The sequence below is a fragment of the Burkholderia sp. MSHR3999 genome, from assembly GCF_000833595.1.
Classification (GTDB): Bacteria; Pseudomonadota; Gammaproteobacteria; order Burkholderiales; family Burkholderiaceae; genus Burkholderia; species Burkholderia ubonensis.
Map to the genome: position 1 here is coordinate 292,422 of NZ_JRFO01000005.1, position 24,881 is coordinate 317,302.

Below are 24,881 nucleotides of genomic sequence, written 5' to 3' on the forward strand. Positions count from 1 at the left end.
CGCGGCGCGTTCCCCCCATCTTCCGATCGTTCCAACCGAACCTGACGACGCCATGTCCATCGATATCCTGCAAGCCGCCGAGACGGCGGAAATCATCGTGCTGTCGGCGCCGGGCGTCGACGCGCTGCGCGGCGCCGCGTGGCAACTGCTCGGCCAGCTGCGCGCGTTCGCGAACGGCGCGCCCGCCGAGCCGTTCACGCTGGCCGATCTCGCCTACACACTGAAATCGTGCCGCGACGCGTCCACCTGCCGCGCCGCGTTCGTGGTGCGGCGCCTCGACGATCTCGCGGCCGGCCTCGAACACTACCTGCGGGCACGCGACGAGGCCGACGCGATCGTGCCGCGCAGCGTGACGGCGGGCCGTCACGGCGAACTGGTGACGATCCTGCGCGGCGACGTGGCCGCCGACGCAGGCGCCGCGCGGCTGCTGGCGGGCGCCGCCGCCCAAACGATGGCGCGCGTGCTGTGGGCCTCGCGCGACCTCGAAAACGTCGCGCTGATCTGGGTGCGCGGCGGCCGGCTCGACTGGGACGCGCTGCGCGACGGGCCGCCGCCGCGCCGCCTCGCGTGGCTCGACGAGGCGCCGCCCGAATCCGGCGCGCCGCCGTGCGCGGGCGATGCGCCGGCGGCCGGCATCGAGCCGGGGCTCGCGGCGATCTGGCAGGCGCTGTTCGACCTGCCGTCGATCGGCCGGCACCAGGATTTCTTCGCGCTGGGCGGCGATTCGCAGCTGGGCCTGCGCATGCTCGCGCAGGTGCGCGAGCGGCACGGCATCGACCTGCCGCTGCGCTACCTGTACGAGGCGCCCACCATCGCGCGCATGAGCGAGACGATCGTGCGGCTCGCGGCGCTCGCGCCGTCGGCCGGCGACGACGATGCAACGGAGTACGAAGAAGGTTTCATCCGCTGATTCCCCAGGTGAATTCAAAGCAACCCGCACCCTGATATCGATGGAGACCCCATGTCAACCCAACCTCAACCGCTGAAGGGCATCCGCGTGGTCGACTACACGCACTTCCTGGCGGGGCCGTACGTGTCGCGCTGTCTCGCCGCGCTCGGCGCCGACGTGATCAAGGTGGAGCGGCCGACCAGCGGCGACGCGGGCCGCGCGCATCCGTACTTCATCAACGGCGAGAGCGGCTATTTCCTGCAGCAGAACATGGGCAAGAAGGGCCTGTGCGTCGACGTGAAGGACCCGCGCGGGCTCGCGTTGATGAAGAGGCTGATCGGCGAGGCCGACGTGCTGGTCGAGAACTACCGGCCCGGCGCGCTCGCGAAGCTCGGGCTCGGCTACGACGCGTGCGCGGCGTCGAATCCGGGGCTCGTCTACTGCTCGGTGTCGGCCTACGGCCAGACCGGGCCGCGCTCGCAGCAGGCCGGCTTCGGCCTGATCGCCGAGGCGATGAGCGGCGCGATGGACCTGATCGGCAATCCCGACGAGACGCCGCCGCTGTTCCGGATGCCGGTGGCCGACATGTATGCGGGCGCGCACGGCGTCGCGGCCGTCTGCGCGGCGCTGCTGGGCCGGCATGCGACGGGGCGCGGCCAGCACGTCGATCTCGCGCTCTACGACTGCATGGTGGCGATGCACGACTACGCGGTGCAGTGCCACACGCTGAGCGGCGGCGAGGAGCGCATGACGCGCAGCGGCCACTACCTGCCGCAATCGACCGTCTACGGCGTGTTCGCGACCCGGGACGGCAGCGTGGTGATTGCCGCGCAGGTCGACGACGCATGGCGGCGGCTCGCGCGCCTGATCGGCGGCGCGGGGCTCGCGGACGACCCGCGCTTCCTCGACGCGGCGAGCCGCAACGCACACGGCCGCGAGGCCGTCGAGCTGGTGCAGGCCTGGACGCGCGGGCGCACCGCGCAAGCGTGCCTGGCCGCGCTCGACGAGGCGGGCGTGCCGGCCGCGCCGGTCCAGCGCATCGACCAGGTGCTCGCCGATCCGCAGATCCACGCGCGCGGCATGCTGATCGAGCAAGCGCATCCGGTGCTCGGCACGATCCGGCTGCCGAACGTGCCGTTCCGGTTCTCCGGCATCGACGCGCCGACCATGCGCGTCGCGCCGATGCTCGGCGAGCACAACCGCGAGATCGCCGCCGAACTCGGTTACGACGACGACGAGATCGACAGGATGGAGCGCGACGGCGTGCTGTTCGCGCGCACGCCGGTGCCCGCGGCGGCGACCCTATGAGCGCGGAGCGGCCCATGACCACGCTTCCCGCGCTGCTGTCGGACCTGCAGGCGCGCGGCATCGCGCTCACGCTGGTCGACGGCGAGCTGTCGTTCCGCGCGCCCAAGGGCGCGCTCACCGCCGACGATCGCGCGGCGCTGTCGGCGCGCCGCGACGCGATCGTCGCCTATCTGGCCGCGAAGGCCGCGCGCCGGCTCGACCCGGTGTCGATCGCGCCGTCGGCCACGCTGCGGCCCTCGCTGCTCCAGGAGCTCTGGTGGCACTGGTACGGCCTGCCGCCGCGCCAGCTGGACCAGGAGCGGCTGCCGCTCGTCAAGCTGTTCCAGGGCGTGCCGGCGGCGCGCGTGGCCGACGCGCTGCGCGGCATCGTCGCGCGCCATCACACGCTGCGTTCGTCGTTTCACGAGGAGGACGGCCGGCTGGTCCTCACGCTGAACGACGCCGACGCTTTGCCGATCGAATTCGCCGAGGCCGACGGCTCGCGCCCGCCCGCCGAACTCGAGGCCGAGCTGAAGGCGCAGGCGGCCGAGTACGCGTCGCGCCAGTTGCCGCTCGACGGCCCGTGGCTGCTGCGTGCGCGGATCGTCTCGCTCGCGCCCGACGTGAGCCTCGTGCTCTGCGTGTTCCATCACATCATCGTCGACGCGGCCTCGCTGCTGCTGATCCTGTCCGAACTCGACGCGCGGCTCGCCGATCCGCCGCGCGCGCTGCCGAGCGCCGCGCAGTTCATCGACTACGCGGCCTGGGAGCGCGAGTGGATGGCCGACGCCGCGCGCAAGCCGCTGATCGACTACTGGGCGCGGCGCTTTCGCGAGCTGCCCGAGCTGGCCGGGCCGGTCACGGGCCGCTCGCTCGCATGGCAGCCGGGCACCAAGGTCGACTACAAGTTCGTGATTCCGGCCGCGCAGCTGCGCCGCATCCAGGCGGCCGCCACACGCCTGCGGACCTCGCTGTTCAGCGCGCTGGTGACCGCGTTCGGCATCGCGCTTGCGCGCTGGTCCGGCAGCGAGCGCGTTCCGGTGCGCTGCGTCGGCGACCTGCGCACGTCGCCGGAGCTGGCGCACATCGTCGGCTACCTGGTCTGCAGCGACGTGATCGAGATCGACGCGCCCGCCGGCGCCGATTTCGTGTCGATCCTGAAGGCCACCGAGATCGAATCGCACAGCGCGATGATGCTGCGCGTGCCGACGCTGATGCGGCATCCGCTGCACGCGGGCGGCAGCGGCATCGAGGACCCGCGCGGCATCGCGGCGACCATCAACATGTTCTCGGTGCGGATTCCCGGCGCCGGCGCGCCGGCCGACGACACGGCCGATCCGCCCTGGCCGCCGCCGCTCGCGCGCACGGCGGGCGAGCCCTGGCCGATCCCGCTGCCGTCCGTCTACCTGCGGCTGATCGACTACGGCCACGCGCTGGAAGGCTCGCTGGAGCTGAACGACACGCTGCTGACGGCCGCCGAGCAGGCCGCGCTGATCGACGCGCTGTTCGATGCGCTCGACCGCTTCCTGCTGCAGCCCGCCGCGCCGGCGGCGGTTCCCCTGACAATGGAGACTTCATGAAAGCAATCCTGAGCACCGCCCCGGGCGGCCCTGAAACGCTCGCGCTGCACGAGGTGCCCGAGCCGACGCCGGCAGCCGGCGAGGTGCGCGTGCGCATCGTGTCGTGCGCGCTCAACCATCCCGATCTGCTGGTGATCCACGATCGCTACCAGGACCGGCCCGAGCGGCCGTTCGCGCCGGGCTCGGAGGTGGCCGGCGTGGTGGACGCGGTGGGCGACGGCGTCGGCGGCTTGCGGGTGGGCGACCGCGTGTTCGGCGCGACGGGCAACCGCGGCGGGCTGGCCGAGAAGGTCACGCTGCCGGCCGGCGACTGCTTCGTGCTGCCGGCCGCGATGTCGTTCGACGACGCGTCGGCGCTGCTCCTGACCTACGCGACGATGATGCATGCGCTCAAGGACGCCGCGCGGCTCGCCGCCGGCGAGACGCTGCTGGTGCTCGGCGCCGCGGGCGGCATCGGGCTGGCGAGCGTCGAGCTCGGCAAGGCGATGGGCGCGCGCGTGGTGGCGGTGGCGTCGTCGCAGCGGAAGGTGGATCTCGCGCTGAGCCGCGGCGCCGATGCCGGCGTCGTCTGTCCGGCCGGCCCGCTCGACCTGGCGGCCGCGAAGGCGTTCAAGGACGCGCTGCGCGCGGCCTGCGGGCCGCAGGGCGCGAACGTCGTCTGCGATCCGGTGGGCGGCGACTACGCCGAAGCCGCGCTGCGCGCGCTCGCGTTTCGCGGCCGGTATCTCGTGATCGGCTTCACGGCCGGGATTCCGCGGATTCCGCTGAACCTGGTGCTGCTGAAGGCCGGCCAGATGATCGGCGTGCTGTGGGGCTCGTTCGCGAGCGGCGACGCGCAGGCGAACCGGCGCAACGTCGGCGAGCTGATGGGGCTCTACGAGCGCGGGCTGATCCGGCCGTTCATCTCGGCGCGCTTTCCGCTCGAACGGGCGCCCGACGCGCTGGCCGTGCTGGCCGAGCGCCGGGCGCTGGGCAAGGTGGTGGTCCGCTGCTCGGCGGCGCTGGCCTGACGGGGGGTGCCGGGCCAGCGCCGCGCGGGCCCGGCGTCTCTGCGCCTTCAGGGCGCCGGCAGCTCGCGAAAACGCCGCTGCATCCGCGCGACGTCGGCGCGGCGCCCCGTGAACAGCTCGAATGCGCGCGCGGCCTGCGCCACCAGCATCCGCGTGCCGTCGAGCGTTTCGCAGCCGAGCGCGCGCGCGGTGCGCAGCAGGGCCGTTTCGGCCGGCGCGTAGATCACGTCGGCCACCCAGAGGCCCGCGCGCAGCGCGGCGAGCGGCACCGCCGAGCCGGGATGGCGCGCGGTGCCGACCGGCGTTGCGTTGACCACGCCGTCGGCCGCGCCGAGCGCGTGATCGGCGTCGGCAAGCGCCTCGACGGTGCGGCCGGGGAAATGCCGGCCGAGGTTCGCCGCGAGCGCGGCTGCACGGGCCGCCACGTCGTCGACGAGCGTCAGGTGCGACACGCCGAGGTCGAGCAGCGCGAACGCGGTGGCCGCGCCGGCGCCGCCCGCGCCGAACTGCACCACACGCGCGCGCCGCGCGTCGGGCAGGCCGGTGCGAAACCCTTCGCCGAAGCCGTAGGCGTCGGTGTTGTAGCCGATGCGCCGGCCGGCCGCGAAGCGGACCGTGTTGACCGCGCCGATCGCCGCCGCCTCGGGGGCGACTTCGTCGAGCAGCGGGATCACCGCCTGCTTGCACGGCAGCGTGACGTTCACGCCCGCCCAGCCTTCGCGTTCGAGCCGCCGCAGCAGGCCGTCGAGCGCGTCGACGCCGATCCCGAGCCGGTCGAGGTCGAGCAGTTCGTAGCGGCAGGGCAGCCCGTGCGCCGCCGCCTCGCCCTCGTGCAGCGCCGGGGAGCGCGACTGGGCGATGCCGGCGCCGATCAGGCCGAGCCGGACGATGCCGGTGTCGGCGGCGGCAGCCGGGCCGCGTGCGAGTGCTTCGAGCGGCGCGCCCGTCATGACTGCACCGTCGCGAGCGACGCGATCAGCGCCTGGGTCGCATCGAACACGTCGCGCACATGGCGTTCGATCGGGACCTGGCCGCCGGTGGGCACTTCGAGCGACAGCGCGGTGTCGTCGGGCAGCGCGGCCAGCAGCGCGGCGAGCGGCAGCGCGCCGCGGCCCGGCGCGAGCCGGCCGGCGCGCGCCTCCTCGAGCAGCGCCTCGGGCGTCGCGGGCCGCTCGGCCGCCGCGTCGCAGAGCTGCGCGGTACGGATCATCGACGGCGGCGCCGTGCCGATGTCGCGCTCGGAGCCGCCGGTGCGCCACACGTGCAGCGCGTCGATCAGCACGCCGCCGTTGGCCTGGCGCGCCGCCGACACGACCTCGAACGCGTCGTCGAAGCGGGCGACCGCGCGCCAGGCCATGAATTCGAGCTCGACGCGCAGGCCGAGCGGCGCGGCGCGCTCGCACAGGCGCGCGAAGTTCGCGGTCAGCCGCGCGCGATCGGGATCGTCGCCGCACACGCTCAGGCACCGCGCGCCGAGTTCGGCGCCCGTATCGAGCAGCGGATCGAGCGCGGCGACGTCGAATTCGGCGCCGATTCCGATGAATTCGATGTCGTTGACCGCCAGGCCCGTGTCGTCGAGGCGCTGGCGCACCTCGCGGATCGCGGCCGAGCCGGCCGGCAGCGAATAGAACCGCGAGCCGGCGAAGGCCGGGTAGAGCCGCAGGCCGACCGCCGCATAGCCGGCGGCCGAGGCCAGCGTGACGAGTTCGGGCGGCGGCACGTCGAGCGCCGTCAGGTGCGCGAGCGCGAGGGGAACCGGCGGGGACAAGTCCATGGGCATCCTTGTGGGTTGGCACGAACGAAGGCGCGCGGCTTTCGCAGGGAGCGAAACGGCGCGGCGGCCCGGTACGGGCCTGTCGGCGGGCGGCGGCCTCACCGGTTGTAGAGGTGCTCCTTGTCGAACTCGCTGCGTTCGAGCGTCATCGCGAGCAGCATCTCGAGATCGTCGTCGGGGTTGTAGTCGGGCTTGTCGAGCGGCTTGAGCGCCTCGATCAGCTCGAAGCCGAACGCCTCCGCGCCGAGGCGGTTCCAGTCGCCCTGCAACTGCTTGTTCGGGTGATTGCCGAAGCGCAGTTGCGTCATGTGCCGGTTCAGGCGTGCGTTGACGTCGCGGCCGGCCTCCACGAGCGAGCGCCCGGTGGTCTTGTTGACGACGCGGTAGACGCCCATCAGGCGCGGCGTGTCCTTGTACTGCTGTTTCAGTTCTCGCTTGCGATCCATCGTGTTCGTGTCGGATTCAAATGGTTGGAGGCTTTCGAGCGCCGGATGCCGCCCGGCCTCAGACGAGCAGCCCGAGCATCGCGGCGCGTGCGACCGCCGCGGTCGTGTTCGAGGTCTTCAGCTTGGTGACCGCGTTCTTCACGTGGAAATTCACGGTGTAGACGGAGATCAGCATGATCATCGAGATCTCGCTGGCGGTCTTGCCGTCGGCGACCCACTTCAGCACCTCGACCTCACGCGCGGTCAGTTCGATGGCGTTGTCGGGCGACAGCTTCGGCAGCACCGCGCGCGTGATCGCCAGATGCGCCGCGTTCACGAGCCAGCGCATCTTGAGCTCCTGCTGCTGGAGTTCACGGCGCGTGAGGGGGCCGTGCGAGCGCGCCATCGACATCATTCCGGCAACCCCGCAGTTCGACACCGCCGCGAGCGAGTAGCCGTAGCGCAGGCCATGCGCCTGCGCCTCCTGCCACAGATGCGGGGTTTCCTCGAACACGGCGTCGCTCCAGATGATCGGCGCGTACGACTGGCGCGCGTGCCGGATGACCGGATCGACATCGACGTAGCGCGCCGCGTGATAGCGCTGCTGCCATGCTTCCGGGAAATTGGTCAGCGTGTAGATTTTCGGTCGCGACAGCGGCCAGGGCGTGTGGAGGTAATACGCACTGTATTCGAACCCGACTTCCCTGACCGCAGCCGCGATTTTCTCGTACGCATCGTGTTCGGAGCGTGTCGATTCCAGGTCGAACAGGATTTGTTCCATCCAGTGCGTCGGACTTGCACTACCATCACGCGGCGGCGCGGCGGGAAAACTAATTGGACGGACTTTGACTTCGGTCATATCAATACGCATCGGTTATACCGCTATGGATTGAAGGAGACGCGAGTGCTGGCGTGCCAATGTCTTTCGACGGCAGACGTCATCGGGAATCGTGCGAATCGTGCGAATCGTTCATTAGGCAGCGTGAAAAGCGTGTCGCTCCGTCTGTGCGAATTTGCCGGGTATTGCTTTGCGAAATAAAATTTGACGAATCCATAACTTTTGCCGTGAGAGTTGTGGATTTTTAATCAATGGGAAGATCGATTCTCAAGACCTCGTCGCGAGATCGATCTGCCTGGGCTTCATGGTCGGACCTGCTCGAGGCGACACGCCATCGTTGTCGCGAAGGCAATGCGGTCGTCAATATGAAAGATTGCGCACAATTCAATGAGAATGGCGGCGAAACCGCGTGCTGCGGATGTCTTCAAGCATTCACGAAAAAGCTACGGTGACGGCCATCTGTTCTTTCGATGATCGATTGGCGTATTTATATCCGGATTAAAATTGACTGTCAACCGGATGGATAAAATACAATTCATAGAGTCGGGAAATAAAAATTAAGATATTTTCAAATTTGTAAATTATTGGAAGTAAAAATTCCCGGCGCGGTTTTAATCTAATATCAGGCGGTAAATTTGGCTGCGCGTTGTTTGCAATGGCGTGAAGCGCGCAACGAGTTTCATCCGGGACGATGAGGCACGCTGCGACGCGATCGCGACAGCGCGACGCGCGGCTTGTACGGCGAATGTCAGCCACAAGCGTGTCAGCGCTTTCAAATCGTTGATACTCCGGGAATTCTTTCTGAGAGATGTCGGCGGGGCGTCTGAAGAACGTAAGAAACGTTTCAGGTTCGACACGCAAGCGGCCCCGACGCCGCGTTACTTCAGCAGCAGGCTCGCGACGATATCGACGATCCGCTGCAGCAGCACCTCGTCGTAGGGCAGCCACGGCACCGCGCGCAGCGGCGCGGCCGGGGTTTCGAACGGCACGTCGACGGGTTCGCCGTGGCGGGTCACGCGGGCCGTCGCGCAATGCACCGCATGATCGCCGACGCGCACGTGGCGCTCGTCGATCGACAGCCGGCCCTGTTCGACCTGCTCGGCGAACACGAGCGACAGCACCTGCCGGCGCTGTCGCGCCATCGCACCGAGCGGCACGTCCAGCAGCCGGTACAGGCGATGCTCGCGCACGCCCTGCTCGACACGCAGCCGATGGGCGTCGGCGGCTGTCGCGCTCGCGTGATCCGCGGCGTCGTCCAGCGCGAAGCTCGCGACGCTCACCAGCAGATCCACCGCGCGCGCCGCTTCCGAGAACACGATCGGGTCCAGCTCGTCGAGCGGCGCGCTTGCCCAGCGCCGCTCGCGCTTGCGCTCGAAAGTCAGGAGACCTGACGTGCCGAGGCCGTCCGCGCCCGGATACAACCGCGCGGCGACGGAGAAGGTCGCGCGCACGTCGCCGAATTCGCGGGCGAGGCCGGCGTCGTCCGAACGGATCGACCAGCCCTCGCGGCGCGCCAGGCCGAGCAGCGGGCGGATCGCCAGCACGTGGCCCTCGAACAGCGCGGCTTCGCCGGCCGTTGCTTCGTCGGCGGCCGGCGCGTAGAACTCGCGGAACGCCTGCCGCACGGGCTGGCGAATCCTGCGCGCGACCACGGCGCGCTGCCACGCGGCACGCTCGTCGGCGTCGGCCGCCAGCGGATGCCACAGACGGATCGATCCGTGCGGGTCGATCTCGCACGGCTCGCCGGCCGCGTCGCGCAGCACGAGCGCGCCGTGCGCCGCGTCCGGCATGAACGACCGGCGCTGGCCGTCCGGCCCGAACGCCTGCCAGATCATCCGCGTCGAGAACGCCGCGCCCGCCGGCGCATCCACCAGCCGTTGCCGCCACTCGGCCGGGGCGAGCGACGTCGCCTGCCAGTAGCCCGCTTCCATGCACGCGGCGAGCATCGCCTGCTGCTTCTTGTCCGGCTTCGCGTCGAGCGTCATGCGCAGCGCCGTGGCCGGCCGGTCGCCGAGCGCGCGCTCCGCCGGCTTCAGGTTGCGCGCGAGCTTTTTCTGCAGGCCGGCGTGCCGGACGACGGCCAGCGCGTCGCGCAGCGCGCGCACGCCTTCCGGCGTCGGAATCGTTTCGACCGCATGCCCGAGCGCGATCGCGAGCGACTGCGACGGCGCGGTCTTCGCGGCGGTCGGCGCGACGCACACGCCGGTCAGCAGCGGGCCGATCAGCGGGCGGAACCACGCTTCGTCGCGGTACGCGGCGACGCGGGCGGCCCGCGCGACGACCTGCGCGTCGTCGGTCGTGAACGCGCGATCGGCGGCATAGGGAAGCTGCCCGCCCTGGATGTCGGCGACGCGCCGGGCCGCTTGCGTCAGCGTGTCGCGCGCGAACTCGACGTAGGCGATCTCGTCCGCGAGCGTGACGGCCGGATCGTCGAGATCGAACCACAGGCGCTTCGGCGCGAAATAGCCGTCATGGGTGCCGGCGAGCGCGAGCAGCGCGGCTGGCCCCAGTTCGGCGAGGACGTCGCACTCGCGCACGCGCAACGGCGAGTCCTGGTGGAACGCGACGACCTGGTCCCGCAACGGCGTGCGGCCGCGCCGGCCCGCGAAGTGCTCCAGCGCAACCAGCCCGTAGGACAGCGTGTTGCGCCATTCGCCGTCGGGCGACGCGCTCAGGATGCGGACGAGCTCCGCCTGCAGCGCGGGCGAAGGCGCCTGCGCGAGATACGGCAGGTCCTGCAGCGCGTGCGCCCATTCGCCGGCGCGCACGCCGCGGAACAGTTCGAGCGCGGCGGCTTCGTCGAGCTGCGGCGCGAGGTCGAGCGCCTCGATTTGCCGGTGCAGCCAGCGCAGGCATTCGGCGCGCGGATCGTCGTAGGCATGACACGCACGCTCGGCTTGGCGCAGCGCGGGCCAGACCGCGCCGAGCGCATGCGCGTCGAGACCGGACGGATCGAGCGGCGCGCCGACGAAGCGCGGATGGTCCGGCGTGCCGGTGAGCCGTGCGACGAGTTGCTCGACGATGGGCGGGCGGGGGGAGGTGTTCATATGACGTACGGAACGCGCACGCCGGGCTCTTCGGCCGGGAAATCTTTCGTGTTGCGCGAGACCAGCAGCAGCCCCCTGACCTGCGCGCTCGCCCAGACGATTGCATCGGGTAGACGAATTCGCCTCGCTTTGCGGATCGCCACGGCCCTATCGGCAATAGTCGAGTCGAGATCGACCACTTCGAACGTCGCCAGCCACGCGCGGATGGGCGCGTCGTCGGCAGGCGTGGTGCCGACCAGCACTTCCATCCAGGTGATCGTGCTGATCGCCGGCGCGGGATATCGTGCGAGTTCTGTCTTCGCTGCCTCGACTCCGTTCAGATAGTCGATCAGGATATTGGTGTCGAACAGGGCGTTCACCATTCTTCGCGCAACGCCTCTTGATACGTCAGGCCGTCGACCTTCTTTTCTTTCCAGAGGCCGAACACATCGGCGCCGACTGCGCGCTTGCGCTGTGCGAGGTAAGCGTCGATCGCGTCGCGGATGACTGCCGCACGCGGGCGCCGCTCCGCTTCGACCAGGGCCGCCAGGGCTTGGATCTGTGCGTCCGGCAGGTCAACCAGGATTCGGCTCATGGCACTCTCCATATATGATATCGATACCGTATATCATCGCGGCGTCTTGATCAAGCCGACCGAACGAAACCCTGGTCGACGGCGCGCACGTCGCGGAGTAGTTCGAGCGCCTCGATCCAGGGCCTGTTCATGCTAATAACGGGCTTGCGCTGGCCGCCCAGAAGGGCCGCGTGCAAGGATTGCGACGAAGCGCGGATCGTCCGGCGTGCCGGTGAGCCGTGCATTGCGCTGGTCGTTGGTGCAGGTCAGCGGCTTCGCAGCCGACCGACCATCTCATGAATGACGATATGGCGGATCGCGCGCAGCAGATGAACTTCGCCGCCGAGCGTCGCCGTCAGTTCGGGGCGCGCCGCGATCATCGCGTCGTTGTCCCGGGCCACTTCGCGCAGCAGCGCATCGGCCTCGGCGGGAATGTGCTGCAGCAGCGCGTCGACGTGGCGCAGCGCGGTCGCGCGCGTCAGCCCGAGCGCCGCGCCGGCCTGCTCGAGCACGTCGCGCGTGAAGTCCGCGTAGCGCCGCACGCCGGCGACCGGCCGCGTGAATTCGGCGAGGTCCGGCCAGCGGCTCCTGGGGCTGTAGGTCGCGGTTTCGTACACGCCGTCGCACAGCAGGTCATAGTGCGGCGACAGCGCGAGGCCGCTGTCGGCAACGAGGAAGCTCAGGTTCTTCAGGTGCGAATCGCCGTTGCCGACCACGATGCAGAACACGAGCCAGCGAAAGATTCGCAGCCGCGCCGGCGCGGGCGCGCGGCAGGCGTTCGCCAGCGCCGCGAGCGCGTCGAGCGACCAGCCCGTGTATTTCATCGTCGCGGCCAGGTTGAGCACCTGGCAGCCGTCGATCGCATGACGCCGCTCGACCGCGCCGTCCGTCACGTCGCGATCGAAGCGGCGGATCACGTACACGGGCGCCGGCACGTAGCGGCGCTCGATGTCGGGCACGTCGAGGCCGACGCGGCGCGCGAGCGTCATCACGAACCATTCGTTGACGACCGAATGCGGGTAGTCGTGCGCGTGCGGGTGATTCGGCTTCAGGATGTGGGTCGAGACCGCCTGCCCGCTCGGCTCGAACAATTGCCCGTCGCGCAGCACGACCGGAAGCTTGTGCTGCGCGCCCGCGAGCGACATTTTCTTCGGCGCGTCATGCGTGAGCGGGACCGTCGGCAGCGCGCGGATGCGCGCGTCGAGTTCCGCGTCGCCGAGCGGCCGCAGCCGCGTGTCCGGGTCCGCGTGATCGTCGGGCGCGCGCAGCGTCACCGAGCCGGCCGATTCGCGGCCGTAGTGCGCGAGCAACGCAAACGCGTCGGCGATGTCGGGCAGCCCCGCGTCGCTCGCGAGCAGCGCGCGCACGGTTTCCTCGGGCAGCAGGTTGTCGAAATACCACTGCACCGGGCGCGTGGTCGCGCCGTCGCGCAGCACGTCCGCCTGCAGCGGCAGGTGCGGGCTCAGCGCGAAGCGGGCGGGATGGTCGAGCCACGAACGCGCATACTCGAACGCCCACAGGTTCTGGTGCTCGTGCAGCGTGCCGATGCGCTGGCCGTCGATCGACGCGACGAGGGTGCGCGCGGTCATTGCCCGTCCCCTGGTTCGGCCGGATTGCCGCGCGGCGGGCGGGGCGCGTGCGCGTGGGCGTCCGCGTCGGCCAGCAGGCGACGGGCGACGTCCAGCGCGCGGGACGCGGCGTTCGGCACGGGCGGTTGCGATGCGCGCGTCGCGCGCGGGGCCGGTGCGGCGGATTCCGCCGCGGTTTCCGCGTCGGCGACGAGCAGCCTGGCGGCTTTCAGCAGGCGCGCCGCGTCGATGGAATCGGGCAGTGAAGCGGCATCGGCGCGCAGCAGCAGCCGCTCGGCGGCGCGCCGTTCCCTGATGCTCGCGCGATGGTTCGCCCTGGCCGACTGGTTTCGAAGGAGCTCGTCGTTCGCGTCGGGAATGTCGACGACGACCCGCACGCCGAGCCCCTGCAGGATCTGGAACACCTTGCCCCACTGGACGGTGTCCGCGCCGCGCTCGGCCTTGACCATGAACGACTCGCTGACGCCGACGCTGCCGGCGGCATCGTCCTGGCGCAGGTTCTGCACCTTCCGGGCGGCGCGGATCACGCCGCCGAGGTCGGACGCGTGCTCGATCGTGTAACGCATGTCGACGGACTCCAGCGACGGAAACGGCGGGCCGGCCGCTGGCGCGGCGCCGGTGCGTTTCGTCGCGGCAAAAGGAAGAAACTGTACGATCACACAGTATTGCACCTATATCGCGAAAAGCAAGCCGAAACTGTGTGATCGACGAGTTTTGACTGGATCGGCTTCGGATTTCTTGAAAACTGTGCGATCGAACGGTTTTTCGTGACTCAGCGGGTTTCGATGGAAAAAACCGTTCGTATGCACAGTCCGGCGGATCATGTTCGAAATTGCCATCGAATGCAAAGTCATGCGGGGGCGAACGGTGGCGTATGTTCGCGCGTCGCATCATCCGCGACGACGGAAAAGCACGTCTGCCGGTGGCTCGATACACATTTGTATGTCGTTTGAAAAATCGTGAACGCCCTTTGTTCCGGCAGTCTCTCGCGCGATGCAATGTTTGGAATTCGGTATCAATTTACATACCGCATTCGTCGGATCATAGTTTCACGCAAACAACGCGGCGCCGTCACGAGCTCCGCGAACCGACGGAGACCGAGATGAGACACCGAGGCTGGGGGCAGACGACGCAACATCATTCCGCGCGGATCGCCCGACAGGGCCGCGCACGCAACGCACCGCCATCCCGCGCGACCGGTTTCTAGCCGGCCGCATTCCACCGCCACGATTTCCGCTCTCGCGCGCCGCCGCACGACCGGCGCGCGAGGGCCGCGCATGCACGCTCACGGCCGTTGGCGGCCGGGGCGCCATCCGGCAGCCGCCGACCCGTTGCCCGGTCGACGGCGGCCGGCATCAATGGCGACGGGCCGACGAGCCCGCGCCGACGAGACACACGTTCATCATTAGGAGGGGCTGATGCGTTTCAAGCCTGGGCTGTCTGCCTTGTTGTCCTGCGCGATGCTGGCCGCGCCGTTCATCGCCGGTTGCGGTGGCGGCGACGATCCGGCGCCGATCAACGTTCCGCAATGCTCCGGCGCGACCTGCGGACCGAGCGGACCCGTGACGCAGCCGCCCGTCGTCACGAAGCTTTGCCCGGACGCGCTCGACTACACGACGACCTACACCGGCGGCGCGGGCAGCGGCGAATACGTGAAGGTGCGCTTCGACACGACGAAGCAGACCTATCAGCTGCAGTTCATCGAATCGTCGGTGCCGACTTCGGCCGGGCAGATCAACAATACGCGCGCGGGCCTCACGATCAGCGGCGCGTTCCACCATCCGTCCAACCTGCCGACGGCCGAGCAGAACCGCTGCGCGTTCGTGCTCGACAGCGGCGCGACGAGCGACGGCGCGTATGCGGTGACGATCAACCGCGCCGATCCGCCGATGCTGTTCGTCGGCAACGGCGTCGTGGGCGGCGGCATTCCCGGCGCGACGATCGCGTTCTCCGGCATCGAGCTCTTTCCGGGCGTGACGCTCGGCATCGTGCCGTCGCGCACGTTCGACTTCTATCCGTTCATCGGCTTCAGCGAGACCGAAACCGACTTCTCCAAGGTCGCCGGCAACTACAACGAGCTCGGCATCCATCTTCAGCCGACCGGCAGCTCGTTCCAGAGCACGCAGCCGCAAGGCTGGCAGCCGGACGTCGTGAACTGGAACCAGACGCTGAACGCGGACGGCTCGTGCACGATCACGGCCGGCAGCGACTACTCGTGCCAGACGACCGGCATGCCGTGGACGCTGCGCACGAACGCGGACGGCTCGCCCGACAACGTGTTCGTCAGCCTGCCGCAGACGGGGCGGCCTTACCCGATCGCGGGACAGTCGCAGACGATCGTGTTCATCACGCCGTCGCAGGCGAAGGGGATCATGATCGTCGGCAAGCTGAACGGCGTGCGCGTGCCGGTCGTGATCCGCGTCGGCTACTCGTATTCGCCGCCCGGCAATCCGGCCGGCGCGGTCGCGGACCCGGAGGTCGGCATCTCTGTGCTGGCGCCCGCGACCGCCATGCCGGCGAACGCGATGCAGGGCGGCTTCATCGGCGCGACGAGCGCCGCCGCGTGCGGTGTCGTCACCTACAACGGCGTGACGGGCGCGCCCGCGGAGGACGGGCCCGCGTTCGACCACAACGCGCCGCACCCGGACCTGCCCGGCATCTACAACGGCACCTTCTTCGAACCGGGCGCCGGCAATTGCTCGGACGGCAGCGCGATCTCGTCGATCGCGGCGAACTACACGTCGACGCTGTTCCAGGGCGCGACGGCCGCGTTCATCAATCCGCAGACGTCGGGGGTGACGGGCCAGTTCGCGCTCGACTACACCCAGGCGACGCCCGGCAAGATCAAGGTGACGGCGACGCGCGACTTCAATGCGACGAGCGCGAACGGCAACGTCGCGATCATCAGCAAGGGCGACACCGGCTGGGCGGTGAAGATCGGCAACGTCTACGCGATGGTCATGAACAACAGCCGGACGAACCCGTTCTTCACGGTCGGCGCATTCGTCCAGTAATCATCCGGCAGGCAAGGCGGCGCGCAACGCCGCCTTCGTCCACATAAACAGGATTCCTATGAAAATCTCCCATTGGATGGCCGCCGCCGCATGCGCGCCGGTGCTCGCGGCATGCGGCGGCGACGCCGATCCGCCGCCGGCGCCCGTCGTGCGCCTGTGCCCGCAGCAGATCGACTACAACACCGCGTTCATCGGCGGCTCCGGTTCGGGCGAGCTCGTGAAGGTGCAGCTCGACACGGTGAAGATGACCTACCAGATCACGTACCTCGCGTCGCCGGTGCCGGCGACGACGGGCACCGTGCAGCCGACGCGCGCCGTCGCGCCGTACAACGTGATGACCGGCACGCTGTCCGACGAGACCGGGCTGCCGACGCAGAAGCTGAACCAGTGCACGTTCCGCCTGAACAACGCGAGCCTCGATCCCGCGCGGCCGGCGCGCATGTTCCTCGGCGAGGGCGTGCTGGGCGGCGCGATTCCGGGCGCGACGATCCAGTTCGACGGCGTGATCGGCGTCGGCCGGATTCCGAAGACGACGTTCCCGACCTACCCGTTCATCAGCTTCGCGCAGGTGGAGACGGACCTGTCGAAGATCGCGGGCACGTACAACCAGCTCGGCTATCACCAGGTGCCGTCGCAGAGCTTCACGCAGGTCGCGATCGACCAGTCGGTGACGATCAACGCCGACGGCAGCTACGTCGAGACCGACAACCTCGGCGTGAAGAACGGCGGCGCGCCGCTCGCGTCGTCCGCGACGGTCAACCAGAACTTCACGCTGCGCGCGGACGTGCCGGCCTTCCAGTCGGTCAACTACCTGCCGCAGATTCCGGCGACGCTGGCCGCGGCGGACCCGGCGAAGGCCGGGCGCGCGAACCTGATCGTCGGCAAGCTGCGCAACCAGCTCGTGCCGATCCTGATCCGCACGGGGGCCGCGAACGCGGACCTGACGCAGGGCGCGCCGTCCGCCGACGACGAATCGGGCATTTCGATCCTGGGCCCGCGCAATGCGATCGCGCCGGGCTCGCAGAACGGCGAGTACACCGGCGTCGACAGCCGGCTCGACTACCGTGCGACCGCGCTCGTCGGCGCGCAGGCGACGCTGCTCGATCCGTTCAACGCATCGCAGGCGGCGCTCACGCGCGCGCTGAATCTCGACTACACGCAGCAGGTGCCGGGGGTGATCACGACGGTGCATGCGGATGCGGCGTCGGGGCCGCCGACCGGCAAGTTCGTGTTCACGGGCGGCGTGTTCGGCTTCCTCGACACGAGCGCCGCGGGCAACCCGTATTTCACGATCGGTGCATTCGTGCAGTGACGCCGGCGGACGCAACATGCGAGGAGATCCCATGAAGAAGCTGTTTTTCGCCGGCGTCGCCGTGGCAGTTCCGGCGGTCGCGCTCGCGCAGCAGGCGGGCGACAACGTCGCGACGCTCGGCTGGCTGCACGTGATGCCGCAAGGCTCGGGCGGCCCGCTGACCACCCACGTCGTGGATTCGCCGATGAACGGGCCGCTGCGGCTGCCGAGCTCGTTCACGTCGCCGGGCACGAGCCTCACCGTCAACAACGCGGACACGGTCGGCCTGACGCTCACGCATTTCTTCACCGACCACATCGCGGTCACGTCGGTGCTCGGCGTGCCGCCGGAGTTCAAGCTGACGGGGCACGGCGAGATCCGGCCGTTCGGCCCGAGCGGCTCGCTCGGCAACGTCGATCTCGGCAAGGCCGCGAACCAGCCGGCCGTGAAGAACGCGCGGCAATGGAGCCCGGCCGTGATCCTGCAGTACTACTTCAACGCGTCGAACGCGCGCTTCAGGCCGTTCGTCGGGATCGGCGTGTCGTACAGCTGGTTCACGAACATCCAGCTGAACGGCAATTTCGCGCGCGACGTCAACGAGAACCTCGGCAGCGTGCTCGCCGCGGGCGCGGGCAAGCCGGGGCCGACGTCGGTCGAGGCGAAGTCGTCGTCGTCGTTCACGCCGATCTACAACATCGGCGCGAGCTACGCGATCACCAACCGCTGGGCGCTGACCGCGACGCTGTCGTACATGCCGCTCAAGACGTACGCGACGACGACCATCAAGGCGGCCGACGGCTCGACGCTCGCGACCTCGCGCTCGAAGGTGAAGGCGGACCCGCTGATCACGTTCGTCGGCATCTCCTACAAGTTCTGATCCGGCCGGCGCCCGCCGGGCGCCGTGCCGGATTCCCGCGGCGCAAGGGCCGGCCAGGCCCGCGCGCCGTACATTCGGCGGCTCGCCGCCATTCGTCAAGTGAGGCCAGTACCATGAAGATTCGCAAAGCCGTTTCTGCAGTTGCTGCGCTTGCATTGTCATCCGCGCTCGCCGCGCCCGCATTCGCCGTCACCGTCACGCGCGCGGACGGCCATGCGATGAACCCCAATGGCGAACCGTTCTCCGCATCGGGCATCACGGGCCTCAGCAAGGGCGGGATCAGCGCGAACTGCACGGCGACGTTCAACGGCACGATCACGTCGACCGGCATCGTGACGATCACGTCGACGCAGTTCACGGGCGGCGGCACGTGCGGGCTCATCTCGGGCAGCGCGTCGAGCACGTCGCCGTGGACGGGGCAGGCGGACAGCGCGACGCAGCTGTCGGTGAACAACGCGAAGGTCACGGTGACGCTGCTCGGCACCTGCGGCCCGAGCAAGGTCGTGCTGGCGTGGAGCGATCCGAACTCGTCGCTGACGTTCAACAACGCGGTGCTGACGCCGGATTGCAAGGTGAACGGCACGTTGACGACGTCGCCGAAGTTCCACGTGCAATAAGCGGTTGAAGGGGCCGCGCGCCGCCGCGGCCCGCTCGCGCCGGTCGATCGTTGCGACGATCGGCGCAGCGGACATTTGCTCGCCCGATCCGCTGCGCGTCGACAATCGGGTCGAGTCCGTTGGTGCGCCGTGCGTACGCAATGAATGTGTAATGCATTCGTAATGCTGCGTTGTCGTCCGATTCGACCTGACGCGGAGAATCGAACGGTCAGCCCCGCTTTCCATTTCACAATCCTTCCGAATGCCCCCGGCGCGATATCGCTTTCCGGATGACGCGCCGCGCAATCATTCCCCGGCATGCATGCGCACCGATTACGGAATATGCGCGGAATTCCGGAAGTTCGAGGTCGTCCATTCCCGTCAATCGCGCTGCCGGCGTTTTTTGTGCGTGCCCGGCTTGCACCGAAACGGCGCCGCTTTCGCCAGCGCTGGCGGATGTTCGGAGGCTTGCCGCCGGGCTGCCGTCGGCGCTCGCGCCACGGCGTCGATCCCGCATTTTCAATCCGCCGCTTCATGTCGACGTTTGACATGAAAATATGCCGGATTCCATTGCTTGAACTATTAACTATCTTTTCCACGGATTTGTAAGGCACTGAAAGCTTGGCGTGCAATCGGGGTTGTTTCCTTTTCTCACGCGTGCTGCGATTCCGTTTCATTTTCGAATGAATTGACGGGCGAGCAGGTTGCGATCGATTTCGGCGAAGTGCACAATCGCGACGTAACTGAAATCAATCCGCATCGGTATTCCGGTCCGCACGATCTCTCCCGCCATTCACCGCAAGCTTCCCGCTTGCGGCCGCACGAACACCGTCCGGTGCGTCGGTGCGGCCGCCGCTTCCGGTGCATCGCGCGTCAGGGTGAGCGCCTGCGCCCGCCGCGCGATGCCCCTGGCCCATGAGCCATTCGGTTCCGACAGCACAGCATGAGCGCATCATGGCGACAACCATCGATCTCAATCTCCTGGTCGTACTCGACGCGCTGCTGTCCGAGAACAGCGTCGTCGGCGCGGCCAATACGCTGGGCCTCAGCCCGTCGGCGCTCAGCCGGTCCCTGGCCCGCTTGAGGGTGATGACGGGCGATCCGCTGCTGGTGCGCGCCGGCCGCGACCTCGTGCCGACCCCGCGCGCGCTCGAGTTGCGCGGCAAGGTGCATGCGCTCGTCGAGGACGCGCGCGCGGTCATGTGCCCGTGCCAGGAGCTCGATCTGCGTACGCTCAAGCGCACGTTCTCGATTCGCGCAGGCGAAGGGTTCGTCGAGACGTTCGCGGCGGAGCTGCTCGCGCATGCGTCGCGCAGCGCGCCCGGCATCCGGCTGCGCTTCGCGCCGAAGCCCAACAAGAACGTCGACGCGCTGCGCAACGGCGACATCGATCTCGAGGTCGGCGTGATCGGGCAATCGGGCCCGGAGCTGCGTGTGCAGGCCTTGTTTCGCGATCGCTTCATCGGCGTCGTGCGTGCGAATCATCCGCTTGCGACCGGCGAAATCACGCCGCAGCGTTTCGCGTCGTTCCCGCAGATCGGCGTGTCGCGGCGCGGGCAGTTCGACGGGCCGATCGATGCGATGCTCGCTTCGCTCGGCATCAAGCGCTGCGTGACGACCGTCGTGTCGAGCTTTCCGACGGCGCTGGCGCTGGCGCGCGATTCCGATCTGGTGGCCAGCGTGCCCGAGCGGCAGACCGAGCAATCGCGCGCCGGCATGTTCAGCTTCGCGCTGCCGATGCCGACGGAGGAACTCACGGTATCGCAGATCTGGCATCCGCGTTTCGATCGCGATCCCGCGCATCGATGGCTGCGCGACAGCCTGCGTCAAGTCTGCGCGGCGCGCACCCGGGACGAGGATTGTCCGGACGCGATCGCAACCTGACGCGCGACGCAAGCTCGGCGCCGGCCTGCACGCCGCGATTGCGTCCACGCACGGTAGTCATTGATATATTGCGTTCCATGCATCTTCCGCGTCTTAAATCGATTCGGTATGCTCAATTCTGTTCGGTATAAACCCGGAATAATCAAAGAATTGGACCGGGATCTGGAAGCGCCGGACCTTCCCGCCGGGGTCAGGCTGAATCAAGCCATGCACGCCGGCAGCAGGCAATGCCCAATCAATAAAAATCACGCTTCTCGCGTATCGAGGCACAGTGATCCGCCTGCCCGGGCGGTCAATAAATCAATTTCAATTACGAGGGACACATGAATTGAAAAAATCACTGAAATCCGCCAATTCTTTTTATTTGACGTGTTCGTCTGGATGGGGAAACGAATGGTTCGGTATGCAGCGAACGTAGCGACACCGGCGGCAGCCACACTGAGCACCCGCGAGTGCGAGGTGCTGCGGTGGGCGGCGGAGGGAAAGACAGCCTATGAAATCGGCATCATCCTCGGGCTGACGGAGCGAACGATCAATTTCCACATTTCGCGATCGATCGCCAAGCTCGACGCATCCAACAAGACCAACGCCGTCGTGAAGGCCGTGCTGATGGGCCTGATCGTCTTCGCGTGAATGGCGCCGGGGCGTCCGCGGACGCCCCGGAAAACCGCTTCAGATCGCGCCCTGGAACGCCATCACGCGCGTCCTGAATTCTTCCGGCACCGGCACCGTCGTCTTGCTGCCGTAGTCGAACATCACATGCGTGGACAACGCGCGGGCGACCACCCGGTCCTCGTCCGGCGCGTCGGCATCGTCGGGCTGCCCGTCGCGCACCATCAGGTATTCCAGCTCGAAGCTCTTCGAGCCGAACCGCGTGACGCTGCTGCGCACGGTGAGCGTATCGCCGTACTGCGCCGGCTTCAGATACTCGCACGACGTCTTGACCATGATGTGCGGCAGTTTTTGCGAATAGGGCAGCTCCAGCAGATCGTGCATGTAGGTCAGATACGCGTGCTGCAGATAGTCGTAATAGACCGGGCTGCTGACGTGGCCCAGCGCGTCGGTTTCACGATATTTCACGACGATGCTCGTCTCATAGTATTTCTTCGTCATTGCCAATCTCCTTCGATCGAATATGGGCATGGATAGCTTTACCCGGAGATCAAATTAGCGTCGAAAAGAATGCGGGAATACTGTCGGAAATTCCAGACATTCACGATATGAAACGTTTCTGAGATAAATGACAGTATCGAAGCGGATTCGAGCGCGCTCTAATTGGCCCCGTCAATCGGATCTGATCAGCGAGGCGGAGCGTCAAATGGAAGATTCTGTTCAGGCGGCATCGGAGCAAGGCGTGGCGGTGATCAGTGCGGAACGGCTGCGCGCCGAACTGCCGTGCGATCCCCTGGTGGCGCGATCGATTCGCGACGCCCGTCGCGCACTGGCACGCATCATCGCGGGCGAGGACGACCGGCTCGCGCTGATCGTCGGACCCTGTTCGATCCACGACGCGGAGGCGGCGCTGGCGTTCGCGCGACGCCTTGCGCCACTGCGCGCGCGGCATGCGGACACGCTCGACATCGTGATGCGCGTCTATTTCGAAAAGCCGCGCACCACGGTCGGCTGGAAAGGGCTCGTCAACGATCCGCACCTCGACGGCAGCTATCGGGTCGAAGACGGATTGCGCGCCGCGCGCAACGTGCTGCTCGGCATCAACGCGCTGGGCCTGCCGGCCGCGACCGAATTCCTCGACCCGATGACGGCGCCGTATCTCGACGATCTCGTGTCGTGGGGCGCGATCGGCGCGCGCACCACCGAATCGCAGATTCATCGGCAGACCGCCTCCGGGCTCGACATCCCGGTCGGCTTCAAGAACAGCACCGACGGCAACGTGAAGGTCGCGATCGATGCAATCCGCGCGTCGCGCGTGTCGCATCGCTACCTGCGGCCGTCGATGTCCGGGGGCGTGGAAGTCGCGACGACGCGCGGCAATCCCCATACGCACGTCGTGCTGCGCGGCGGCAGGACACCGAACTATGACGCCGCCAGCGTGGCGTCGGCATGCGATGCGCTGCGCGACGCGCACCTGCCGCCGTACGTCGTGATCGACGCGAGCCACGGCAACAGCGGCAAGCAGACGCGCGCGCAGCTGCGCGTGTGCGACGACCTCGCGGCGCAGCTGCAGCGCGGGCAGCGCGCGATCGTCGGCGTGATGATCGAGTCGTTCCTCGTGGAGGGGCGGCAGGACATCGTCCCCGGCATGCCGCTCGTGTTCGGCCAGAGCATCACGGATGCGTGCCTCGGCTGGGACCACACGGCCGCGCTCATCGAGCAGTTGGCTGCCGCGGTGGTTGCGCGGCGGCGTTCGCCAGTCGGCTTCATCGCGCCAGGCGTCGCCGCCGCCGCGATCCAGGCCATTTCCTACTGAAAGGAGCTCTCTTGAACTCACCCATCGACATCGCCCGCACGCTCGACTGGAAAGGCGACGGCGCGAGCCGCACGCCGTACGAGGCCTATACGAGCGACGCGCTGTACCAGCGCGAGCTCGAGCGCCTGTTTTACGCGAAGCACTGGTGCTACATCGGCTTGGAAGCCGAAATTCCTTCACCCGGCGACTTCCAGCGGACCGAAGTCGGCGAGCGGTCCGTCGTCATGACGCGCACCGAGGACGGCGAGGTCGTCGTCTTCGAGAACGCGTGCGCGCACCGCGGCATGCAGTTCTGCCGCGAGCGCGCGGGTCATGCGAAGGATTTCCACTGCCCGTATCACCAGTGGAACTACGACCTGAAGGGCAACCTGGTCGGCGTGCCGTTCCGGCGCGGCGTGCGCCAGGGCGGCAAGGTCAACGGCGGCATGCCGCCCGATTTCGATCCGAAGAACCACGGGCTGCGCCGGCTGCGCGTGTCGACGCGCGGCGGCGCGGTGTTCGCGTCGTTCGACCAGGACGTGGAATCGTTCGAGGATTTTCTCGGCCCGCAGATCCTGCAGTACTACGACCGCCTGTTCCACGGCCCGAAGCTGACCGTGCTCGGCTACACGCGGCAACGCGTGCCGAGCAACTGGAAGCTGATGGTCGAGAACATCAAGGACCCGTATCACGCGGGCCTGCTGCACACGTGGTTCGTCAACTTCGGGCTGTGGCGCGCGGACAATCCCGCGCAGCTCGTCACCGATGCGCATCACCGGCATGGCGCGATGATCTCGATTCGCAGCGGCGGGGGCGGCGGCGAGGTGACGCACAACGTGACGAGCTTCAAGGAGCGCATGACGCTGCACGACGACCGCTTCCTCGACGTCGTGCATGAACCGTGGTGGGGCGATCCGACGGTCGTGATGCTGACGCTGATGCCGAGCGTGATCATCCAGCAGCAGGTCAACGCGCTGTCCACGCGCCGCATCCGCCCGATCAGCCCGGGCGTGTTCGACTACGTGTGGACGCACTTCGGCTTCGAGACGGACGACGACGCGATGACGCGCCGCCGCCTGCGGCAGGCCAACCTGTTCGGCCCGGCCGGCTTCGTGTCGGCGGACGACGGCGAAGTGATCGAGTGCGTGCAGCAGAGCTTCGAGCAGATCCAGCACGGCAACGTGTACAACGAACTGGGCGGCCGGCAGATCGACGATCGCACCGACCACATGGTCAGCGAAACGCTCGTGCGCGGGATGTACCAGTACTGGCGTCAAGTGATGGAGGCCTGAATGAGCACGATCACGACACGGATGGGCCAGCGTGCCGCCGAACCGCATGCGCAAGGGGCCAGCTACGCCGATTTCTACGCGCTCGTCGAGCTGAACGCACGCTACGCGGCGGTGCTCGATGCGGGCGACTGGGACGCGTGGCCCGAGTTCTTCGTCGAGCAATGCACGTACAAGGTCGTGCCGCGCGAGAACCACGAACGGAACCTGCCGCTCGCGCTGCTCGCGTTCGAGAGCAAGGGCATGCTCAAGGACCGCGTCTACGGGATCAAGGACACGCTGTTCTTCGATCCGTACTACCAGCGCCACGTGATCGGCCTGCCGCTCGTTACGTATCTGGACGACGAGGTGATCGAGGCGGAGACGAATTACGCGGTGCTGCGCACGAAGACCGAGCAGATGAGCGACGTGTACAACACCGGCCGCTATCTGGACCGGATCGTGCGCACGCCGCAGGGGCTGCGCTTCGAATCGCGCATCTGCGTGTACGACAGCGAGATGGTACCGAACTCGCTGATTTATCCGATCTGA

The 24,881-nt window shown here is 68.1% G+C and carries 24 protein-coding genes; 14 read left to right on the forward strand and 10 right to left on the reverse strand.

All coding sequences use genetic code 11. From position 1 onward, the window contains the following. Nucleotides 1-52: 52 nt before the first annotated feature. From KY49_RS15010 to KY49_RS15025, 4 genes are read left to right on the forward strand one after another with little or no spacing between them, the layout of a single operon-like run. Complete coding sequence (locus KY49_RS15010) at nt 53-910, forward strand: phosphopantetheine-binding protein (RefSeq protein ID WP_042585437.1); 858 nt, start codon at nt 53-55, stop codon at nt 908-910. Nucleotides 911-961: 51 nt separating this feature from the next. Continuing rightward, nucleotides 962-2,197 carry a CaiB/BaiF CoA transferase family protein gene (locus KY49_RS15015; protein ID WP_042585438.1) on the forward strand — a complete coding sequence of 412 codons (1,236 nt, stop codon included), beginning with the start codon at nt 962-964 and terminating at the stop codon, nt 2,195-2,197. A 14-nt stretch (nt 2,198-2,211) separates the two neighbouring features. Next, nucleotides 2,212-3,756 carry a condensation domain-containing protein gene (locus tag KY49_RS15020; protein ID WP_156162535.1) on the forward strand — a complete coding sequence of 515 codons (1,545 nt, stop codon included), beginning with the start codon at nt 2,212-2,214 and terminating at the stop codon, nt 3,754-3,756. Continuing rightward, nucleotides 3,753-4,766 (forward strand): NADPH:quinone oxidoreductase family protein, encoded by a 1,014-nt coding sequence (locus tag KY49_RS15025; protein WP_042585440.1) that lies wholly within the window; start codon nt 3,753-3,755, stop codon nt 4,764-4,766. The genes KY49_RS15020 and KY49_RS15025 overlap by 4 nt, the downstream gene beginning before the upstream one ends. A 47-nt stretch (nt 4,767-4,813) precedes the next feature. Here KY49_RS15025 and KY49_RS15030 read toward each other — a convergent pair whose 3' ends face one another. From KY49_RS15030 to KY49_RS15070, 9 genes are all read right to left on the reverse strand, one after another. After that, on the reverse strand, nt 4,814-5,716 hold the full coding sequence (locus KY49_RS15030; protein WP_080403337.1) for a shikimate dehydrogenase: 903 nt from the start codon (nt 5,714-5,716) through the stop codon (nt 4,814-4,816). Further along, nucleotides 5,713-6,540 carry a sugar phosphate isomerase/epimerase family protein gene (locus KY49_RS15035; RefSeq protein WP_042585441.1) on the reverse strand — a complete coding sequence of 276 codons (828 nt, stop codon included), beginning with the start codon at nt 6,538-6,540 and terminating at the stop codon, nt 5,713-5,715. The genes KY49_RS15030 and KY49_RS15035 overlap by 4 nt, the downstream gene beginning before the upstream one ends. A gap of 98 nt (nt 6,541-6,638) precedes the next feature. Continuing rightward, nucleotides 6,639-6,986 carry a GIY-YIG nuclease family protein gene (locus KY49_RS15040; protein ID WP_010098558.1) on the reverse strand — a complete coding sequence of 116 codons (348 nt, stop codon included), beginning with the start codon at nt 6,984-6,986 and terminating at the stop codon, nt 6,639-6,641. A gap of 58 nt (nt 6,987-7,044) precedes the next feature. Further along, complete coding sequence (locus tag KY49_RS15045; RefSeq protein WP_042585442.1) at nt 7,045-7,746, reverse strand: autoinducer binding domain-containing protein; 702 nt, start codon at nt 7,744-7,746, stop codon at nt 7,045-7,047. 935 nt (nt 7,747-8,681) lie between these two features. Then, nucleotides 8,682-10,850 (reverse strand): DUF4132 domain-containing protein, encoded by a 2,169-nt coding sequence (locus tag KY49_RS15050; RefSeq protein WP_042585443.1) that lies wholly within the window; start codon nt 10,848-10,850, stop codon nt 8,682-8,684. Beyond that, nucleotides 10,847-11,212, reverse strand: a complete 366-nt coding sequence (locus KY49_RS15055) for a type II toxin-antitoxin system VapC family toxin (protein ID WP_042585444.1) — start codon at nt 11,210-11,212, stop codon at nt 10,847-10,849. The genes KY49_RS15050 and KY49_RS15055 overlap by 4 nt, the downstream gene beginning before the upstream one ends. After that, on the reverse strand, nt 11,206-11,424 hold the full coding sequence (locus KY49_RS15060; protein WP_042585445.1) for a ribbon-helix-helix protein, CopG family: 219 nt from the start codon (nt 11,422-11,424) through the stop codon (nt 11,206-11,208). Before KY49_RS15060 ends, KY49_RS15055 begins: the two co-directional genes overlap by 7 nt. A gap of 245 nt (nt 11,425-11,669) precedes the next feature. Then, nucleotides 11,670-12,992, reverse strand: coding sequence for a HipA domain-containing protein (locus KY49_RS15065; protein WP_042585446.1), 1,323 nt, complete (start codon nt 12,990-12,992; stop codon nt 11,670-11,672). Beyond that, nucleotides 12,989-13,558, reverse strand: coding sequence for a helix-turn-helix domain-containing protein (locus tag KY49_RS15070; protein ID WP_042585817.1), 570 nt, complete (start codon nt 13,556-13,558; stop codon nt 12,989-12,991). Before KY49_RS15070 ends, KY49_RS15065 begins: the two co-directional genes overlap by 4 nt. A gap of 852 nt (nt 13,559-14,410) precedes the next feature. Here KY49_RS15070 and KY49_RS15075 point away from each other — a divergent pair. The 7 genes from KY49_RS15075 to KY49_RS35700 all read left to right on the forward strand — a co-directional run bounded on the left by KY49_RS15075 (nt 14,411) and on the right by KY49_RS35700 (nt 21,287). After that, nucleotides 14,411-16,006, forward strand: coding sequence for a DUF2957 domain-containing protein (locus KY49_RS15075; protein ID WP_042585447.1), 1,596 nt, complete (start codon nt 14,411-14,413; stop codon nt 16,004-16,006). A gap of 58 nt (nt 16,007-16,064) precedes the next feature. After that, nucleotides 16,065-17,318 (forward strand): DUF2957 domain-containing protein, encoded by a 1,254-nt coding sequence (locus KY49_RS15080; protein WP_042585448.1) that lies wholly within the window; start codon nt 16,065-16,067, stop codon nt 17,316-17,318. Nucleotides 17,319-17,349: 31 nt separating this feature from the next. Further along, nucleotides 17,350-18,174, forward strand: a complete 825-nt coding sequence (locus KY49_RS15085) for an OmpW/AlkL family protein (protein ID WP_042585449.1) — start codon at nt 17,350-17,352, stop codon at nt 18,172-18,174. A 113-nt stretch (nt 18,175-18,287) separates the two neighbouring features. After that, nucleotides 18,288-18,791: a hypothetical protein gene (locus tag KY49_RS15090; protein WP_042585450.1), complete on the forward strand. Its 504-nt coding sequence runs from the start codon at nt 18,288-18,290 to the stop codon at nt 18,789-18,791. A gap of 321 nt (nt 18,792-19,112) precedes the next feature. Continuing rightward, nucleotides 19,113-19,379 (forward strand): hypothetical protein, encoded by a 267-nt coding sequence (locus KY49_RS38595; protein WP_156162536.1) that lies wholly within the window; start codon nt 19,113-19,115, stop codon nt 19,377-19,379. A 345-nt stretch (nt 19,380-19,724) separates the two neighbouring features. Further along, on the forward strand, nt 19,725-20,654 hold the full coding sequence (locus KY49_RS15095) for a LysR family transcriptional regulator (RefSeq protein WP_042585451.1): 930 nt from the start codon (nt 19,725-19,727) through the stop codon (nt 20,652-20,654). 393 nt (nt 20,655-21,047) lie between these two features. After that, nucleotides 21,048-21,287 (forward strand): helix-turn-helix domain-containing protein, encoded by a 240-nt coding sequence (locus KY49_RS35700; protein WP_060379452.1) that lies wholly within the window; start codon nt 21,048-21,050, stop codon nt 21,285-21,287. Nucleotides 21,288-21,326: 39 nt separating this feature from the next. On the opposite strand, the gene KY49_RS15100 is transcribed toward KY49_RS35700, so the two are convergent. Continuing rightward, nucleotides 21,327-21,767, reverse strand: a complete 441-nt coding sequence (locus KY49_RS15100; RefSeq protein WP_042585452.1) for an acyl-CoA thioesterase — start codon at nt 21,765-21,767, stop codon at nt 21,327-21,329. Between the two features lie 205 nt (nt 21,768-21,972). Here KY49_RS15100 and KY49_RS15105 point away from each other — a divergent pair, with 205 nt between their 5' ends. Genes KY49_RS15105 through KY49_RS15115 form a run of 3 tightly spaced genes read left to right on the forward strand, consistent with a single transcriptional unit; the run spans nt 21,973 to nt 24,881 of the window. Beyond that, nucleotides 21,973-23,082, forward strand: a complete 1,110-nt coding sequence (locus tag KY49_RS15105; RefSeq protein WP_042585453.1) for a 3-deoxy-7-phosphoheptulonate synthase — start codon at nt 21,973-21,975, stop codon at nt 23,080-23,082. A gap of 11 nt (nt 23,083-23,093) precedes the next feature. Further along, nucleotides 23,094-24,353 (forward strand): Rieske 2Fe-2S domain-containing protein, encoded by a 1,260-nt coding sequence (locus KY49_RS15110; protein WP_042585454.1) that lies wholly within the window; start codon nt 23,094-23,096, stop codon nt 24,351-24,353. Next, a complete protein-coding gene (locus tag KY49_RS15115; protein WP_042585455.1) occupies nt 24,354-24,881 on the forward strand; it encodes an aromatic-ring-hydroxylating dioxygenase subunit beta in 528 nt (175 codons plus the stop codon).

Bases quoted from the DNA above. Each gene is read 5' to 3' on its own strand.
- KY49_RS15010 (WP_042585437.1), top strand. From the start codon at position 53: ATGTCCATCGATATCCTGCAAGCCGCCGAGACGGCGGAAATCATCGTG.
- KY49_RS15015 (WP_042585438.1), top strand. From the start codon at position 962: ATGTCAACCCAACCTCAACCGCTGAAGGGCATCCGCGTGGTCGACTAC.
- KY49_RS15020 (WP_156162535.1), top strand. From the start codon at position 2,212: ATGACCACGCTTCCCGCGCTGCTGTCGGACCTGCAGGCGCGCGGCATC.
- KY49_RS15025 (WP_042585440.1), top strand. From the start codon at position 3,753: ATGAAAGCAATCCTGAGCACCGCCCCGGGCGGCCCTGAAACGCTCGCG.
- KY49_RS15030 (WP_080403337.1), bottom strand. From the start codon at position 5,716: ATGACGGGCGCGCCGCTCGAAGCACTCGCACGCGGCCCGGCTGCCGCC.
- KY49_RS15035 (WP_042585441.1), bottom strand. From the start codon at position 6,540: ATGGACTTGTCCCCGCCGGTTCCCCTCGCGCTCGCGCACCTGACGGCG.
- KY49_RS15040 (WP_010098558.1), bottom strand. From the start codon at position 6,986: ATGGATCGCAAGCGAGAACTGAAACAGCAGTACAAGGACACGCCGCGC.
- KY49_RS15045 (WP_042585442.1), bottom strand. From the start codon at position 7,746: ATGGAACAAATCCTGTTCGACCTGGAATCGACACGCTCCGAACACGAT.
- KY49_RS15050 (WP_042585443.1), bottom strand. From the start codon at position 10,850: ATGAACACCTCCCCCCGCCCGCCCATCGTCGAGCAACTCGTCGCACGG.
- KY49_RS15055 (WP_042585444.1), bottom strand. From the start codon at position 11,212: ATGGTGAACGCCCTGTTCGACACCAATATCCTGATCGACTATCTGAAC.
- KY49_RS15060 (WP_042585445.1), bottom strand. From the start codon at position 11,424: ATGAGCCGAATCCTGGTTGACCTGCCGGACGCACAGATCCAAGCCCTG.
- KY49_RS15065 (WP_042585446.1), bottom strand. From the start codon at position 12,992: ATGACCGCGCGCACCCTCGTCGCGTCGATCGACGGCCAGCGCATCGGC.
- KY49_RS15070 (WP_042585817.1), bottom strand. From the start codon at position 13,558: ATGCGTTACACGATCGAGCACGCGTCCGACCTCGGCGGCGTGATCCGC.
- KY49_RS15075 (WP_042585447.1), top strand. From the start codon at position 14,411: ATGCGTTTCAAGCCTGGGCTGTCTGCCTTGTTGTCCTGCGCGATGCTG.
- KY49_RS15080 (WP_042585448.1), top strand. From the start codon at position 16,065: ATGAAAATCTCCCATTGGATGGCCGCCGCCGCATGCGCGCCGGTGCTC.
- KY49_RS15085 (WP_042585449.1), top strand. From the start codon at position 17,350: ATGAAGAAGCTGTTTTTCGCCGGCGTCGCCGTGGCAGTTCCGGCGGTC.
- KY49_RS15090 (WP_042585450.1), top strand. From the start codon at position 18,288: ATGAAGATTCGCAAAGCCGTTTCTGCAGTTGCTGCGCTTGCATTGTCA.
- KY49_RS38595 (WP_156162536.1), top strand. From the start codon at position 19,113: ATGCGCGGAATTCCGGAAGTTCGAGGTCGTCCATTCCCGTCAATCGCG.
- KY49_RS15095 (WP_042585451.1), top strand. From the start codon at position 19,725: ATGGCGACAACCATCGATCTCAATCTCCTGGTCGTACTCGACGCGCTG.
- KY49_RS35700 (WP_060379452.1), top strand. From the start codon at position 21,048: ATGGTTCGGTATGCAGCGAACGTAGCGACACCGGCGGCAGCCACACTG.
- KY49_RS15100 (WP_042585452.1), bottom strand. From the start codon at position 21,767: ATGACGAAGAAATACTATGAGACGAGCATCGTCGTGAAATATCGTGAA.
- KY49_RS15105 (WP_042585453.1), top strand. From the start codon at position 21,973: ATGGAAGATTCTGTTCAGGCGGCATCGGAGCAAGGCGTGGCGGTGATC.
- KY49_RS15115 (WP_042585455.1), top strand. From the start codon at position 24,354: ATGAGCACGATCACGACACGGATGGGCCAGCGTGCCGCCGAACCGCAT.